Annotated in this window: 17 protein-coding genes; 7 read left to right on the top strand and 10 right to left on the bottom strand. The window is 73.8% G+C overall.

Annotated elements, in window-relative coordinates:
• Positions 1-111: 111 nt before the first annotated feature.
• Positions 112-573, bottom strand: coding sequence for a hypothetical protein (locus D459_RS0125900; protein WP_152523113.1), 462 nt, complete (start codon positions 571-573; stop codon positions 112-114).
• A 670-nt stretch (positions 574-1,243) separates the two neighbouring features.
• A complete protein-coding gene (locus D459_RS0125895) occupies positions 1,244-1,471 on the bottom strand; it encodes a hypothetical protein (RefSeq protein WP_017595909.1) in 228 nt (75 codons plus the stop codon).
• A gap of 420 nt (positions 1,472-1,891) precedes the next feature.
• Between D459_RS0125895 and D459_RS0125890 the strand changes: the two genes are divergently transcribed.
• Complete coding sequence (locus tag D459_RS0125890) at positions 1,892-2,218, top strand: thioredoxin family protein (protein WP_017595908.1); 327 nt, start codon at positions 1,892-1,894, stop codon at positions 2,216-2,218.
• Positions 2,219-2,341: 123 nt separating this feature from the next.
• On the opposite strand, the gene D459_RS0125885 is transcribed toward D459_RS0125890, so the two are convergent.
• From D459_RS0125885 to D459_RS32840, 7 genes are all read right to left on the bottom strand, one after another.
• Positions 2,342-2,572 (bottom strand): helix-turn-helix domain-containing protein, encoded by a 231-nt coding sequence (locus tag D459_RS0125885; protein WP_017595907.1) that lies wholly within the window; start codon positions 2,570-2,572, stop codon positions 2,342-2,344.
• Positions 2,573-2,772: 200 nt separating this feature from the next.
• Positions 2,773-4,287, bottom strand: coding sequence for a multicopper oxidase family protein (locus tag D459_RS0125880; RefSeq protein WP_017595906.1), 1,515 nt, complete (start codon positions 4,285-4,287; stop codon positions 2,773-2,775).
• Between the two features lie 67 nt (positions 4,288-4,354).
• Positions 4,355-4,780, bottom strand: a complete 426-nt coding sequence (locus tag D459_RS0125875; protein ID WP_017595905.1) for a DUF6153 family protein — start codon at positions 4,778-4,780, stop codon at positions 4,355-4,357.
• Positions 4,781-4,890: 110 nt separating this feature from the next.
• Positions 4,891-5,769, bottom strand: a complete 879-nt coding sequence (locus tag D459_RS0125870) for a M56 family metallopeptidase (RefSeq protein WP_017595904.1) — start codon at positions 5,767-5,769, stop codon at positions 4,891-4,893.
• Positions 5,766-6,137: a BlaI/MecI/CopY family transcriptional regulator gene (locus D459_RS0125865; RefSeq protein WP_017595903.1), complete on the bottom strand. Its 372-nt coding sequence runs from the start codon at positions 6,135-6,137 to the stop codon at positions 5,766-5,768. The genes D459_RS0125870 and D459_RS0125865 overlap by 4 nt, the downstream gene beginning before the upstream one ends.
• Positions 6,138-6,303: 166 nt before the next feature.
• The gene (locus tag D459_RS0125860; protein WP_017595902.1) at positions 6,304-7,326 is read right to left on the bottom strand and encodes a hypothetical protein; all 1,023 of its coding nucleotides are present in this window, start codon (positions 7,324-7,326) and stop codon (positions 6,304-6,306) included.
• 3 nt (positions 7,327-7,329) lie between these two features.
• The gene (locus D459_RS32840) at positions 7,330-8,325 is read right to left on the bottom strand and encodes an ATP-grasp domain-containing protein (protein ID WP_017595901.1); all 996 of its coding nucleotides are present in this window, start codon (positions 8,323-8,325) and stop codon (positions 7,330-7,332) included.
• A 154-nt stretch (positions 8,326-8,479) separates the two neighbouring features.
• Here D459_RS32840 and D459_RS0125850 point away from each other — a divergent pair, with 154 nt between their 5' ends.
• From D459_RS0125850 to D459_RS0125835, 4 genes are all read left to right on the top strand, one after another.
• On the top strand, positions 8,480-9,136 hold the full coding sequence (locus D459_RS0125850; protein WP_241485130.1) for a GNAT family N-acetyltransferase: 657 nt from the start codon (positions 8,480-8,482) through the stop codon (positions 9,134-9,136).
• A gap of 212 nt (positions 9,137-9,348) precedes the next feature.
• Positions 9,349-9,822, top strand: coding sequence for a hypothetical protein (locus D459_RS0125845; protein ID WP_017595899.1), 474 nt, complete (start codon positions 9,349-9,351; stop codon positions 9,820-9,822).
• Between the two features lie 219 nt (positions 9,823-10,041).
• Entirely contained in the window at positions 10,042-11,214 is a 1,173-nt protein-coding gene (locus tag D459_RS0125840) for a sensor histidine kinase (RefSeq protein ID WP_017595898.1), read from the top strand.
• The gene (locus tag D459_RS0125835; RefSeq protein WP_017595897.1) at positions 11,211-11,870 is read left to right on the top strand and encodes a response regulator; all 660 of its coding nucleotides are present in this window, start codon (positions 11,211-11,213) and stop codon (positions 11,868-11,870) included. Before D459_RS0125840 ends, D459_RS0125835 begins: the two co-directional genes overlap by 4 nt.
• A gap of 21 nt (positions 11,871-11,891) precedes the next feature.
• On the opposite strand, the gene D459_RS0125830 is transcribed toward D459_RS0125835, so the two are convergent.
• Positions 11,892-12,485 (bottom strand): TetR/AcrR family transcriptional regulator, encoded by a 594-nt coding sequence (locus D459_RS0125830; protein WP_017595896.1) that lies wholly within the window; start codon positions 12,483-12,485, stop codon positions 11,892-11,894.
• 175 nt (positions 12,486-12,660) lie between these two features.
• Here D459_RS0125830 and D459_RS0125825 point away from each other — a divergent pair, with 175 nt between their 5' ends.
• Complete coding sequence (locus tag D459_RS0125825) at positions 12,661-13,608, top strand: alpha/beta hydrolase family protein (RefSeq protein WP_017595895.1); 948 nt, start codon at positions 12,661-12,663, stop codon at positions 13,606-13,608.
• Positions 13,609-13,789: 181 nt separating this feature from the next.
• On the top strand, positions 13,790-14,470 hold the full coding sequence (locus D459_RS0125820) for a response regulator transcription factor (RefSeq protein ID WP_017595894.1): 681 nt from the start codon (positions 13,790-13,792) through the stop codon (positions 14,468-14,470).

The following is a 14,470-nucleotide window of genomic DNA, read 5'->3' as shown; positions in this document are numbered from 1 at the left end:
GGAAAGCTTGTCACTCTCCTCGTCGCTCCGGAGGTCCGCCGCGTCAACCCACATAACGCGCCTAAGGATCACCGAGCCAGTCGTTGGCCTTGGCCACGCAGATCAGGCTTTTCACTGCCCGAACTTCCGAATCCAGAGCCTCTGAGCCCACTGCTCTGCGGCTTTCCGAGGGCTACCTTCCTTCGCCTCCCAGCCAACGACTAACGGCGCCATGCCCACGCAAGCACGATGCCACTCGATCAGGCGCCGCTCAAGTAGTACTGCCCCTTCATGATCTGCCGTCGCAATCCATTGCACTGTCGCGCTGTAGACAGTCAACATGTGAACAACGCTCACCTCCCAATAATCGTCGGGCGCGTAGCCGGCGATCCAGCCCTTCTCATCGCCCACCCTGGCAGCGAGCGACTTGGCCGACCCGATATAGAGCACTCTGCGATCGGTCGACCAGACATAAACACCAGGAGCCATTGGGAGAGGTTCTGTCCTGAAGGTGCACTCCGATCCGAAGTGCTCTGCCGCCGCAGGCAACAGTTCATCGACGGTCAGGATCTGAACGCTGAGTGGCACTGGCATGCTCCACACACTACGAGCGCTTGCTGCCAGTGCTGCTCAGATCTCATCGACTCGCTCGAGGGGCACCTTGGCCAACCTGTTGAAGTGGCTTCAGTGGCAGTCGAGGTACGCGAGCCCGTCTTCGGCAGCGGCAAGGGTGGTCGACCTTGCCTGGGAGTCATCGAGGGCCGGAGAAGCGAGCATCTGATCTGAACTCAGATGGTTGCGGTCCTGCTCTCACCTGGCCGGGGAAGGACAGAGTCCCAGACACCGTCTGGCATTCCCCGGCAGTGCAGGGACTGCGGAGCCGCGGTGAGCTGAGGAAAGCGGCACTGGGTGATATCAGTCAATATTGCGCATAACTGGGAGAAATGGGGTGTATCGGACTACGGATCAGAAGGTTGGGGGTTCGAGTCCTCCCGAGTGCGCCGCCTTGAGACAGCGATGATCGAGCCCTGACCTGGAGTGACAGGTCAGGGCTCGGTTGTTTCCCATGGCCGCGCGGGCGCTCTTCGGCCGTTCCGGCTCCTCCCGGGGCCGCGGAATCGCGTACGGGGCCCGTCGGCCGGTCCTGGTCAGCGGGCTGGTTCCGCGACGGGGGCGCCGAGGGTTCGCAGGCCTCGGGAGAGGTGTGCGGCGATCCGGTTCGACGGCAGGGCCTCGGCCGGTCCGCCGACGGCGCCGGCGGAGCTCACCGCGCCCGCCAGCGCGCGATGCCGAACAGGAGGCCGCCGATACCGGCTCCCGCCACCGAGCCGGTGACCGCGACCACCAGCAGTGGATGGGCGATGAGGGACAGCGCGGCGCCGAAATCGGCGAATGTGTCGCCGAACCACCAGTCGGTGTGATCCCGGTTGCGGAACAGCGGGCCTTCGGGGCGTTTCCGGCCGCTCGGAGCGGTTCTGGAGGCGTCTTCCATGGAATTCCCGGGAACGGGCGGCGAATTCCCCTCGGAGTGGAGTGGGAGCGGAGTCCGGGCCCGTTTGTTCCGAACGTGATGGGATCCGGTCGCCGTCCGGCGGTTCGGGCGGTGGTTCCGGGCCGTGCAGGGGGTTCTCCACAGGTCAGGCCGTTTTGTCGGCGGCTGCGGCATGCGCGGATCCGGCTTCGGGGCCGGAGTCCGGGGCGGCGGCCGCGGTATGCGTGGGATTCTCCGGAAAAGGCGGCTTTGGTTCGGCCGAATCCCCGGGATTGCCGACTCGAGAATGTGGGCAAATCATCTCGAATCATCGCTGATTCGTGCTCGGCGCAGAATGGTCGGCCGGTTCATCGGCGTGGGAACGCCCGGTGGGAACGGTGGTCTCCGCAGAGCCGATGCCGATGAGGAGGAGAGGTCCGTATGAGCGGAACGGTCGTCGACGTCACCGATGACACCTTTGCCGAGGAGGTCGTCGAAGCCCCGGGGCCGGTCCTGGCGGTCTTCCGCGCCGAGTGGAGCGGTGTGTGCCGGGCGCTGGATCCGGTTCTGGACGACGTCGCCAAGGAGTACCAGGATCGCCTGGTGGTGGCGCGGCTCGACATCGACCGGAGCCCCCGGACCCCTCCCAAGTACGACGTGACCGCGATCCCCACCCTGTACGTGTTCAAGCAGGGGAACATCGTCGCCACCCGGATAGGCCCCGCCGGCAAGGGCAACGTGGTCGAGCTGGTCGAACCCCACCTGTGACCCGCCTCCGCCCTCCGGGGTGCGGGCAGCGGTGAGGCGGCGGGGGTGCGGCCCCGCCCGGCGGAGCGGGTGGGCCGCGCCTCCGCTCCGCGTCTCCGGGGTCCGGTGCGGCGGCCGGAGGGCTCAGGGCGGCGGTGCGCCGGCGGGGGCGTCGGGCTCCCAGCGGAGCAGGTCGCCCGGTTGGCAGTCCAGTGCCCGGCAGAGGGCGGCCAGGGTGGTGAAGCGCACCGCCTTGGCGCGGCCGTTCTTGAGCACCGCCAGGTTGGCGGGGGTGATCCCGACGCGGTCGGCGAGTTCGCCGACCGACATCTTCCGCTTGGCCAGCATCACGTCGATGTCGACGGTGATCGGCATCGGATCGCCTCCTCCGGCTCGGTCTGCATCCGCGCGGCCCCGGCGCCGCGTGCGGCGGCCCGGGCGGGCGGCGTCCGCCGGATCACGGTGTGAATCTATCGAGAATCGATAAGTCTGGCAAAGGGGGGAAGGGAGGTCGCGCAGGTGGGAGGGGTGGCGCCGGGCGGGGCGGTCGGCGCCGGCCGCCCCGCCCGGGCGGGTCAGGAGGTGTAGGCGACCAGGCCCATCATCCCGACCTCACCGTGGTAGATGTTGTGGCAGTGCACGAGCCACCGGCCCGGGTTGTCGGCGTCGAAGTCCACCTCCACGGTCTCGCCGGGCAGCACGATCAGCGTGTCCTTGCGCGGCCCCTTGGACCCGACCTGGAACGTGTGGCCGTGCAGGTGCATCGGGTGCCACATCTCGGTGGAGTTGGTGAAGACCACCCGGACCCGCTGGCCCTGCTCCACCTTGAACGCGCCCTCGGTCGGCTTGCCGTGGTCGAACCGGCGGCCGTTGATCGCCCAGTCGTAGGCGGCCATGCTCCCGGTCAGCTCCACCTCGTGCCGCACCTCCGGCTTCCGCTTCTCCAGGCGCACCGAGGGGTCCGCGGTCAGCTCGGTGGAGTGCACGACCTCGCCGTCGAGCTCGTCCGGGCGGACCTTCTCGCCCGGGGCCCTCCCCGAGCCGGTGCGCACCACCGCCAGCGCCGTCTCGTCCTTGCCCTCGGCCAGCGCGACCAGCGGGAAGACGCCGTCGTCCAGGGTCACCAGCACGTCGTAGCGTTCGCCCATGCCGAGCAGCACCGCGTCGACCTCCCGGTGCTCGACCGGGTGGCCGTCGGTGTGCGTGACCGTCATCCGGTGCCCGCCCAGCGCGACGCGGTAGGCGGTGTCGCCCCCGGCGTTGACCAGGCGGATCCGCACCCGCGCGCCGGGCTCGGCCTTGAACGTCCGCGGGTCGTTCCCCGGGCGCCCGTTGATCAGGTGCATCGGGTAGAAGACGTCGCCGGCGTCGCCGCCCAGCAGGTCGCTGGTGGCCCCCATGAGCATGGACCCCATCCGCATCGGGCCGCCGCCGTCCCCCATGCCGTGCGCGCCGTGGTCCATCCCGCCGCGCACCTCCTCGAGCACGTCGTCGGGGGTGCCGTCGACCCCGTCCAGCCAGTCGTCGAGCATCACCGTCCACTCCTCGTCGTAGGAGAGCGGCTCGCGCGGGTCGTCCACGATGATCGGCGCGTACAGGCCCCGGTCGATCTGGGTGCCGGTGTGCGGGTGGAACCAGTGCGTGCCCGGCGTGTCCACGATGAACCGGTAGGTGAAGTCCTTGCCGGCCTTCACCGGGTCCTGGGTGACGTGCGGGACCCCGTCCATGTCGTTGCGCATGGCCAGGCCGTGCCAGTGCACGGAACTCTCCTCCGGGAGCCGGTTCTCCAGGGTGGCCTCGATGGTGTCGCCGGCGGTGAGGCGCAGCTCCTTTCCGGGGAGCTCGTCCCCGTATCCCCAGGTCCGCACCGTGCGGCCGCCGAGGTCGAACTCGGTCTCGGCGGCGCGCAGGGTGAACTTCCGGACCTTGCCGGTGCCGGCGCGCTCCTTCTCGACCGCGTCGACGATGGCGTCCGTGGGCTTGACCAGGGCGCCGGAGGAGGCGCCGCTCTTCCCGCAGGCGGCGAGCAGGCCGAGACCGGAGAGGGCGATCCCTCCGCCGATGAACGAGCGGCGGTTGATTTCGGGCATGGCTGAACTGTCCTTCGCTTGGAAAGGGGGTTGCGGATCGGATTCGGCGGTGTTCGAGCGCCGGGTATTAGATCCGCAGGATCGACAGTTCCGCCAGGTCGGGCGGTGAAGGCGCGGCGGTGCGCGCGGTGCGGGAGGCGGTGGGCGGGGCGGGCGCCGCGTACGGCAGGACCAGCCGGGGCCGGGGCGGCAGCGCGACGTCGACCGCGACCTTGGCGCTCTGGCACTTCCCCGCCGCCTGCCCGCAATCGGCCTGGTCGGAGGGGGAGTGGCCGGAGTCGGACCGGTCGGAGCCGGGGTGGGTCTCGCCGTGTCCGGAGCCGGGGGCCTCGGCCGCCGCGGCGGTTCCGGCGGGCGCCGCCGACGCGGCCCAGTGCACCATGCCGTGGTGGGCGGTGAGTGCGAAGATCGCGAGCAGCACGGCCGCGAGCACGGCCGCGGACCGCCCGGCGGCGCGCCGGGGCGCCCGCGGGCCCGTCCCGGTCGCCGGCATCGCTCCCCGCCTTCCTCTGCGCCGCGGGGCTCCGCCCGCCCTACTACAGGTGTCGTTCCCAGCCTGCCTCATCCGCGGGGATCCCGCCCCCGGTTCCGCCGTGGAACAGGTCACAGGAGCAGCAGGAATGAGATGTGGTGCAGCTGGATGCAGGTGGAGGCCACACCGCCGGAGGCCACCCCGGTGCCGCCGAGCAGCGCGGGGCCCGCGACCGGGTTCGCCGAGGGGGCGTCCCCGAGCAGGGCCTCCACCCGCCGCACGACCTGGAAGTCGGCCAGCGCCGGGTGCCAGGTCGGGTTGGGCCCCGGCGCGGCCAGGGCGACCCGGGCGATGGTCCGGGCGACCAGCACGCGGTCCCCGGTCTTCGCCGCCGCCTCCTCGTCGGCCCAGCGCTCCAGCGCGAACCGGAGCGACCGCCGGGCCGGGGCCAGGGGCGGGAAGACGGCCGCGGCCAGTGCGCCGACGGCGGCGTAGAGGTGGTGCCGGTGCCGCAGGTGGGCCTGCTCGTGCCGGAAGACGACCCGCAGCTGCTCCCGGGTGAGGGTGCGCAGCAGCCCCCGGGAGACGAGGACGCCGCCGCGGCGCCCCGGGACGGCCATGGCCACGGGGTGCTCGTGGTCGGTGACGCCGGTGCCGTGCCGCCGGACCTCGCGGGCACCGCGCCACCAGCGCCCGGCGAGGCGCCCGGTGGACGCCAGCGCCACGGCGAGCAGCACCAGGGCGGCCGCCCCGATGTGCGCCGGCACGGGGCCGTGGTCCAGCAGCAGCCGGCCCTTCTCCGTGCCCGCGACCGCCTCGGCGGGGAGGAGGCCCGCGATGAAGGCGGAGGCCACCAGGGCGCCGGTGCTCAGCACGGTCAGCGCGGCCGCGGCGGACACGACCGCCAGCAGCCGGGCCGACCAGGCGGGATGGAGCGGGAGCGGGCGGCGGCCCAGGGCCAGCGCCAGCACCGTCAGCACGGCGGCCGGGAGGAAGGAGAACCAGGTCATGGCTCTTCCGCCCGCTCTCCGTGGTCGTTGAGGACCGAGCGCAGGGCGGCGGCCTCCTCCGCGCTGAGGCCGTGCACGAACTGGTTCAGCACGTCCGAGGGGTCGCTGGCCAGGCGCAGGTGGCCGAACATGCGCTCCGCGGCGAGGCCGGACTCGTCGACGACGAGGCGGTAGACGAAGGCGCGGCCGCGCTGGGACCGCTCGACCATTCCCTTGTCGAGCAGGCGGAACAGGACGGTGTTGACCGTGGTGTAGGCGGGGTCGCCGTCCAGCCTCTCGCGCAGCTCGCCGGTGGACAGGAACCCGTCGGTCCCCGCCAGCACCGCCAGTACCTCGGCCTCCAGCTGTCCGAGCCGTCTCCGTGACATCGAATCCTCAAGAATCCCCAGGTCGCCCTCTGCGCTGCACCGCGCCACCGCCATTGTCGCCCATCCCCGGCCGCCCTGTTCCCGGTGGAACGCCCGCTCCGCCCGCTCTGCTTCCCGCTCATCCCCTGCTCCGCTCACCGTTTGCCCCGCTCACCGTTTGCCCCGCTCACCGTTTGAAGGCGATGTGCAGGTGGTCCTGGTGGACCGTGTCGGTGAAGGACGCCCCGGCCGGGGTGCTCAGCGCCCAGGGGCCGCCCACCTCGGTGGCGCCGTTCTCCAGCGCGAGCTCCATCAGCGCGCGCACCGGTCCGCCGGGCCCCTCCTCCTCGCGGAGGCGCAGGTCGGAGACTGAGGTGCCGCCGACGGCCCAGATGTCGACGGCGCGCCCCCGGGTGTGGTTGCTCACCGAATCGCTGCCGAAGACGTTCACCGGGTGGCCGCTGGTCAGGACCGCGACCGAGATGGGGTGCTCCGCGGAGAGGTCGAGCATCATCCGGAGCAGCCGCTCGTCGGTCCGCCCGGCCATGACGTCCCAGCGGGAGCTGTCCGGGAGGGTGATCCGCTCGGAGGCGAGGACCTCTCCGGCGGCGCCCCCGGGGGAGGCGGCCGGCGGAGGGGAGCCGTCCGCCCCGTCCCCGGGGGGCGCGCCGCCGGTCGAGGCGATCCCGGTGACGTCCCACGCGCCGTCGCCGCTCCGGCTCAGCCGCACGTCGACGGTGCGGACGGCGGAGGTGAGCTCCTCCCCGCGCAGCAGGGACGTCTCCACCACGGTCATCACCGACGCCCGGTCCCCGGTCAGCCCGCCCAGCGAGGGGTAGACCACCTGGGCCGAGCCGGCCGCGTCCTCGACGAGCAGGTCGAAGCCGTCCGGGACGGCGGCGCCGTCCCGGCCCGCCGCGCGCAGGCGCTCCCGGGCGGACTCGGGATCGCCCCCGCCCCGCTCGTAGTTGAGCACCGCCTCCAGGAAGCCGACGGCGGCGCGCTTCGCCTCGGCGGCGGGCTCGCCCTCGGCGACCCGGTACGCCGTGGTCTCCGGCGGCTCCGGGGCCTGCGCGCCGGACGGCTCCTCGGCGGCCCCGGCGCCGCACCCGGCCGCCAGCGGGACCGCGGCGAGCGCGGCCAGGGCGCGGCGCAGCGCCCGACCGCCCCCGCCGCGCGGCGGCCGTTCCCCCGGTCCGTTCCCCCGCATCGGTCACCGGCTCCGTTCGAGCAGGTGGCGGCGGGTCATGAGGGCGTGCTCGGGGACGAAGGTCTCGGTGGCGTGCCGGACCATGGCCACGCCTTCCCGCCACCCGTCGCCGAAGCGCGGTTCCGCCTCGCCGAGCGCCTGCCCGAGCAGCCCGGCGATCTCGTCCAGGCCGGACGCGGCGGTGAGCGTGGAGCTGCCGGAGAAGCGCGGGTTGATCTCGAAGACGCGGGGGACCCCGGACCGGTCGACGCAGAGCTGGACGTTGATCGGGCCGTCCGCGTCGAGCGCCTCGGCCGCCTGCGTGCACACCTCGATGACGGCGGTGTCGCGGCGGCTGACGGCGTACCGCGAGGAGCCGTCCTTCAGCACGACCTCCTTGGGCACGACGGCCTGGACCCGGCCGTCCCGCCAGACCACGACGGAGGCGGAGTACTCCGGGCCCTCGACGAGCTCCTGGAGGAGCACCCGGCCGAGGTCGCCGGCCCAGTGGGCGAGGATCTCGTCGAGCTCCGCCTTGTCGCGGGCGACGGAGACGCCGCGGCCGCCGCGCCCGGTGCGCGGCTTGACGATCAGCGGGTAGCCGAGGCCGTCGGCGCCGTACACGCCCAGGCGGGTGCGGGGCACGGGCACCCCGACCGCGTCCAGCGTCTCCATCAGCAGCAGCTTGTCCAGGCAGACCGCGACCAGCTGGGGCCTGGGCAGCAGCACCTCGATCCCGGACGCGGCCAGCCCCCACACGGCGAGGAGCTCTTCGTCGACCAGCGGCACCACCGCCCTGACCCCCTCCCGGGCGCAGATGCGCCGGAGCTCGGGGACGAAGGCGGGGTCGCCGCCGGGCGGGACCACGTGCGCGGAGTCGGCCAGGTAGAGGCCGGGGGCGTCCGGGTCGGAGTCGGCGGCGACGACCCGGTAGCCGCGGTCGCGCAGCCGGGTGATCTTGCCGGCGGTGCCTTCCGCGCCGGCGGCCGTCACCAGGATGCTCGTGGGTTCTTCCGGCATGGGACCGTCCTCCTCGTCGATGCGCGGCGAAGCGGCGCACCCTCCCTTTCTACTACATTGGTAATAGAGTCTTGTCGCAGGTGGCGGGTGCGATCGCCGCCGGCCGCCGAAAACGGCGGCGGACTTATTATTACACTTGTAGTAGCTTGGCGGCATGCCTTCCGCATCGCCTACGGAGACACCTGCGGTGTCGCTGCGCGTCATGGAACTCGACGACGTCCCCACCGCCGTCCGGCTGCACCGGGCCAACCTCCCCAGCGGGTTCTTCGTGGAGCTGGGGGACCGCTTCCTCGCCCGCTACTACCGCACCTTCCTCACCAGCCCCGCCGCGGTGGCGCTGGTCGCGGAGGTGGACGGCCGGCCGGCGGGCTTCCTGGTGGGCTCCACCGACGAGGCGGTGCACCGCCGCCACGTCATGCACTTCAGCCGCTGGGACCTGGCCCGGGCCGGCGTCACCTCGCTGCTCGTCCGCCCCGGGCTGACCGTCCGGTTCATGCGCACCCGCGCCCGGCGCTACCTCAGGGGGATGCGCCGCACCGGCGCCGCGGCCGCCCGGGCGGAGCAGGGCCGGAGCGGGGCCCTGAGCCACATCGCCGTCGACGCCGCGGTGCGGCGCGGCGGCGTGGGGGCGGCGCTGGTGACCGGGTTCACCGGCATCGCCCGGGTGCACGGGGTGGAGTGGCTGCACCTCTACACCGGCCGCGGCAACGAGGCCGCCCAGCGCTTCTACCGCCGCCTGGGCTGGGAGCCCCAGCCGGTGCAGTACGACATCGACGGCGAGCCCTGGGTGCCGTTCCTGCTCCGGTTGTGAGGCCGGGCGGTCTCGCGGCGGGGCCGGGCGAGAAACCGGAGGCCGGAGCCGCCGGCGCCGCGATCGGTGCCGCCGGCGGCGGGCGGCCGGGGCGCGGAGCCGTCGGATTCGCCTGCTTTCGGGGGATTGACGCGCCGTCATCGTGAAATTACCGTCACGTAAATTACCGGCCGGAAACACCGGTCGGTAACCCCCGCTACGGAGGTAGACGCATGCCTCGAACATCCTCCAGACCCATCGGTGTCCTGCTCGGCGCACTGGCGCTGACCGGGCTCGCCGCGAGCCCGGCGGCCGCGGCCGAGGGCGCGATGGACGGCTCGATCACGGCCGAAGGCCAGGACTGCAGCTGGACCGGCGCCGTCACCAGCGACCAGGCCCCCAACCCCCTCACCGTGGACCGCGAGTCCCTCAACGCCGCCCTGTCCTGCTCCGGCGGCACCACGGCGGTCCTCAACAACGACCCGACCGTGACCTTCGACGACGGCGCGGGCACGATCACCACGGGGATGCTGGACATCTCCGTGACGATGGTCGGCGTCACCTGCCGCTACCAGGCGACCGACATGTCGGCGCAGCGCGACGGCGACACCCGCACCTACAACGCGTCCGTGAGCATCCCGCTGCACGAGGGCGGCTTCCTCTGCCCCGACCCGGCGAACGTGGACGCCACCTTCAGCTTCCGCTGACCCTTCCCATCTCCCCTCCGATGACGGTGATCCCCGCCCGAGTGCGGGTCTGACGTCACCGCGGGTGGTGGAATCGCGGCGCTCGGGGTTCGCCCCGGCGGTTCCATCACCTCCCCGGCCGACGGATCTCCGGCCGCCCCCTCTTCCGACCGGCGCCTCCCCGGCCGCCCGGTCCCGCTGCGCGGCGGCGCGGGCCGGACCGCCGCATACACTGCCCCGGTGATCGGTCTTCGGCGCCTCCTGGAGCCGTGGCACGGACTCGACGTCACCCTCCGGGACCTCCCCCTCGCCCTGGTGCTCCTCGGAGCCTCGTTCGTTCCCGCCTTCCACGGCCACGGGACGCAGCTCGGCGGCGTCCCGGACCGCCCCTTCGACGCCCTGGCGGTGCTGGTGGCCGCCCTGCAGTGCCTCCCGCTGGCGCTGCGCCGGAGGCGGCCGGCGGCCTCCCTCGCCGTTGTGGCGGCCGGCTTCGCCGCCGACCAGCTGCTCGGCTACCACATGGTCGCGGGCACCGGGCTGGCCATCGCACTGCTGAGCGCCGGCGCCCACCTGGAGCGGCACCGGCGCGCCGCGATGCTCCTGCTCTCCGCCGCGTACCCGCCGCTGGTGGCGGCGCTGCTCCGGCTGGGGTCGGGCGAGACGGCGGGCGGGTACCTCACGTTCTACCTGGCGTGCGCCTTCGCCTGGGGGATCGGCTCGTGGCTGCGCTCCACCCGGGCCGCGGAGGCCGAGCGCCGCATCCGGGTCGCCGAGGAGACCCGCACCGCCGAGCGCACCCGCATCGCCCGCGAGCTGCACGACGTGGTGACGCACCACGTGACGGCGATGGTGGTGCAGGCCGAGGCGGCGCGGTACCTGACCGCCGCGCCGGACCGCCTGGACCGGACGCTGGGCACCATCACCGACACCGGCCGGCGGGCCGTCACCGACCTGCGGCACCTGCTCGACCTGCTCGACCCGGCCCCCGGCTCCGGCGCGGGCTCCGGCGGCGGGGGCGGGGAGCCGTCCGCCGGCCGGCTGCTCACCCTGGTCGAGCAGGCCCGCCGGGCCGGGCAGCCGGTGGAGTTCACCGAGGAGGGCGCGCCGCCGGAGTCGACCGGCAGCGCCGACCTGGTGGCCTACCGGGTCGTGCAGGAGGCCCTGACCAACGCCCTCAAGTACGCCCACGGCAGCCGTACCTCGGTCCGGGTGCGGCACGGCGGAAGGGAGATCACCGTGGAGGTAGGCACGGACGGCACCGGCGCGAGGTCCGGGGCCCCCGAAGGGAGCGGGCGGGGCCTGGACGGCCTCCGCGAGCGGGTCGGCGTCCTGGGCGGCGAGTTCAGCGCGGGCCCGGAGGAGGGCGGCGGCTTCGCCGTCCGGGCGCGCATCCCCGCCGGGAGCCGGTCGTGACCGCGCCGATCCGGGTTCTGGTCTGCGACGACCAGGCGCTGATCCGCACCGGGCTGACCACGATCATCGACGCCCAGCCGGACATGGAGGCGGCGGGGGAGTGCGGGGACGGGCGGGCCGCGGTCGAGCTCGCCGGCCGGCTGCGCCCGGACGTGGTGGTGATGGACGTGCGGATGCCGGTGCTCGACGGTATCGAGGCGACCCGCAGGCTGGCCGGCGCCGGGGTGCCGCACCCGGCCAAGGTGCTCGTGGTGACCACGTTCAACCTGGACGAGTACGTCTACGAGGCGCTGCGCGCCGGGGCGAGCGGGTTCCTGCTCAAGGACGCGCCGCCGGACCGGCTGCTGCACGGCATCCGGACCGTGGCCACCGGTGCGGCGCTGCTCGACCCCGAGGTGACCCGCCGCCTGGTGGGCCGGTACGCGGCCCGGATCCGGCCGGCCGAGGGCGGCGCGCAGGACGTCCCGCTGACCCCGCGCGAGCTGGAGGTGCTCCGCCTCATCGCGGAGGGCCTGTCCAACGGCGAGATCGCCGCGGCCCTGGTGATCAGCCAGGAGACGGTCAAGACCTTCGTCTCGCGGATCCTGGCCAAGCTCGGCCTCCGCGACCGGGTCCAGGCCGTGGTCTACGCCTACCGCCGGGGGCTGGTGGCCTGAGCCGCGGCGCGGCGGCCGCCGTCAGGCCTCCGGGGACCGCCGCAGCCCCCGGAGGAGCAGTCCGACCAGTCGGCGGGGGTCGTAGTCCGGATCGTCGCCGCGGCCGGCGCAGAGGTTGCCGATGCCGCGCATCAGCTCGTAGGCGCCGGTGCCGGGCCTGATCTCGCCGGCGCCGGCCGCCGCGCCGAGCAGCTCCGCGCAGACCGGGACCAGGCGCTCCAGGAAGTAGGCGTGCAGCGCCTCGAAGCCGCCGTCCGAGCGCAGCGCTTCGGCGAGCCCGTGCTTGGTGACCAGGAAGTCGACGAAGAGGTCGACCCAGCCGCGGAGCGCTTCGAACGGGGAGGGCGCCTCGGCCAGCAGCCGCGGCCCGGCCTCGGCGCAGGCCTCGACCTGGTGCCGGTAGACGGCGACCACCAGGTCGGCCCGGGTGGGGAAGTGGCGGTAGATCGTGCCCATCCCGACGCCGGCTCGGGCCGCGATCTCCCGGACCGGGGCGTCGACGCCGGAGGCGACGAACACCTCGGCGGCGGCGGTGAGCAGTGCCTGCTGGTTGCGGAGCGCGTCGGCCCGCTTGCTGCGGGCGGGCGCCTTCCCGGGCTGGTCTGCGGCGGCCACCGCGTGCTCCTTCCGATCGGTCGTTGACAAAACGGAACAGTGCTCCGTATCGTTCCGGAACGACGCTCCGCTTTTCTTGGAGGCGGAGCCGAACGCCCCCCCGTCCGGCCTCGGCCTCCTCCGGCCCGCCGGTGGAGACCCCGGCCGGACCTCCCCGGAAAGGGAAGCACACATCATGAGCGAAACGACCCGGGCACCCGCGGCCGCCCCCGTCCTGACCGTCGCCCCGGTGGTGCTGGCCGCCCCCGGGCGGGCGGTGGACCTGCAGCTGAAGGCCTCCGTGCCGGAGAGCGGGAGCGCGCTGCCGATCATCCTGCTCTCGCACGGCCAGGGCCCGTCGAACCACATCTCCTCGCTGCGCGGCTACGCCCCGCTCGCCGACTTCTGGGCGGCGCACGGCTTCGCGGTCCTCCAGCCCACCCACCTGAGCTCGGCCACCCTGGACCTGGGCACCGAGGACCCCGAGGCGCCGATGTACTGGCGGTCGCGGGCCCGCGACATGACGCTCGTCCTGGACCGGCTGGACGAGATCGAGGCCGCGGTCCCGGGGCTCGCCGGGCGCCTGGACCGGAGCAGGGTCGCGGTGGCCGGGCACTCGATGGGCGGGCACACCGCGAGCCTGCTGCTGGGCGCGCGCGCCGCCGACCGGCACGGCGGCGCGGAGGAGGACCTGGCCGACCCCCGGATCACCGCGGGCGTGCTGCTCGCCGCGCCGGGCCGGGGCGGCGACGCCCTCACCGGGGCCGCGGCCCGGGACTACCCCTTCCTCTCCGCCGTCGACTTCTCCCGGATGGCGGCGCCCGCGCTCGTGGTCGCCGGCGAGAAGGACGACTCGGCCCACCTGACGGTCCGGGGCCCGGAATGGCACACCGACCCCTACCGCCTCGCCCCCGGGCCCAAGACCCTGCTCACCCTGTTCGGCGCCGAGCACGGCCTCGGCGGGGTCGCCGGGTACGACCTCGCCGAGACCACCGACGAGGACCCCGGGCGGGTCGCCGCGGTCCAGCGGCTCACCTGGGCCTACCTGCGGAGCGAGCTCTACCCCGGCGACCCCGCCTGGCAGGTGGAGAGCGGCGCGCTGACCACCGGCCCCGAAGCCGTCGGCCGGGTCGAATCCAAGTAGCGGCGCACCGCGGGCGCGGCAGGGCCCGCTGCCGCTCCGGCGGCCGGCCGGAAGGCCGCCGGAGCGCCCGGCCCGCGCCTTCCCGCCGGGCCCGGTCGCGCCGCCGCCGGCGGCCCGGAGCCCCGCGGGGCGGCCGGATCGGGCCACGGGCGGGCCGGGCCCGCCCGCGTACCATGCCGGTGTGCGCATCCTGCTGATCGAGGACGACCCCCGGATCGCGGAGACCGTGCGGCGCGGGCTGGCCGCCGAGGGCATCTCCGCCGACACCGAGGCCGACGGCGTGGACGGGCTGTGGGCCGCCACCGAGCGCACCTGCTACGACGCCGTGGTCCTGGACATCATGCTCCCCGGCATGAGCGGCTACAAGGTGCTGCAGGGGATGCGCGAGCGCGAGGTGTGGACGCCCGTCCTCATGCTCACCGCCAAGGACGGCGAGTACGACGAGGCCGACGCCTTCGACCTGGGCGCGGACGACTACCTCACCAAGCCGTTCTCCTTCGTGGTGCTGGGCGCGCGGCTGCGCGCCCTGGTGCGCCGGGGCGACACCGCGCGCCCCGCCGTGCTGACCGCGGGCGACCTGTCCCTGGACCCCGCCCGGCGGCGGGTGTCGCGCGGCCCCCGGGAGATCCCGCTGACGCCGCGGGAGTACGCGCTGCTGGAGTTCCTCATGCGCCGCGCCGGCACGGTCGCCTCGAAGGCGGAGATCCTGGACAACGTGTGGGACCCCGAGTACGGCGGCGACGGCAACGTGGTGGAGGTGTACATCCGCTACCTGCGCAAGAAGATCGACGAGCCGTTCGGCCGCGGCGCGGTGCGGACCGTGCGCGGCGCCGGCTACCTGCTCGACCCGCGGGGCGGCTGA

Origin of the sequence: Nocardiopsis potens DSM 45234, assembly GCF_000341105.1 — a bacterium.
Classification (GTDB): Bacteria; Actinomycetota; Actinomycetes; order Streptosporangiales; family Streptosporangiaceae; genus Nocardiopsis_A; species Nocardiopsis_A potens.
Note: the sequence above shows the minus strand (reverse complement) of the source record. Positions and strands in the feature narration are given on the sequence as shown.

Excerpts from the sequence above, each read along its gene's own strand:
- D459_RS0125825 (WP_017595895.1), top strand. The coding sequence starts at position 12,661 with ATGAGCGAAACGACCCGGGCACCCGCGGCCGCCCCCGTCCTGACCGTC.
- D459_RS0125895 (WP_017595909.1), bottom strand. The coding sequence starts at position 1,471 with ATGGAAGACGCCTCCAGAACCGCTCCGAGCGGCCGGAAACGCCCCGAA.
- D459_RS0125845 (WP_017595899.1), top strand. The coding sequence starts at position 9,349 with ATGCCTCGAACATCCTCCAGACCCATCGGTGTCCTGCTCGGCGCACTG.
- D459_RS0125865 (WP_017595903.1), bottom strand. The coding sequence starts at position 6,137 with ATGTCACGGAGACGGCTCGGACAGCTGGAGGCCGAGGTACTGGCGGTG.
- D459_RS0125870 (WP_017595904.1), bottom strand. The coding sequence starts at position 5,769 with ATGACCTGGTTCTCCTTCCTCCCGGCCGCCGTGCTGACGGTGCTGGCG.
- D459_RS0125875 (WP_017595905.1), bottom strand. The coding sequence starts at position 4,780 with ATGCCGGCGACCGGGACGGGCCCGCGGGCGCCCCGGCGCGCCGCCGGG.
- D459_RS0125890 (WP_017595908.1), top strand. The coding sequence starts at position 1,892 with ATGAGCGGAACGGTCGTCGACGTCACCGATGACACCTTTGCCGAGGAG.
- D459_RS0125900 (WP_152523113.1), bottom strand. The coding sequence starts at position 573 with ATGCCAGTGCCACTCAGCGTTCAGATCCTGACCGTCGATGAACTGTTG.
- D459_RS32840 (WP_017595901.1), bottom strand. The coding sequence starts at position 8,325 with ATGCCGGAAGAACCCACGAGCATCCTGGTGACGGCCGCCGGCGCGGAA.
- D459_RS0125860 (WP_017595902.1), bottom strand. The coding sequence starts at position 7,326 with ATGCGGGGGAACGGACCGGGGGAACGGCCGCCGCGCGGCGGGGGCGGT.
- D459_RS0125885 (WP_017595907.1), bottom strand. The coding sequence starts at position 2,572 with ATGCCGATCACCGTCGACATCGACGTGATGCTGGCCAAGCGGAAGATG.
- D459_RS0125850 (WP_241485130.1), top strand. The coding sequence starts at position 8,480 with ATGCCTTCCGCATCGCCTACGGAGACACCTGCGGTGTCGCTGCGCGTC.
- D459_RS0125880 (WP_017595906.1), bottom strand. The coding sequence starts at position 4,287 with ATGCCCGAAATCAACCGCCGCTCGTTCATCGGCGGAGGGATCGCCCTC.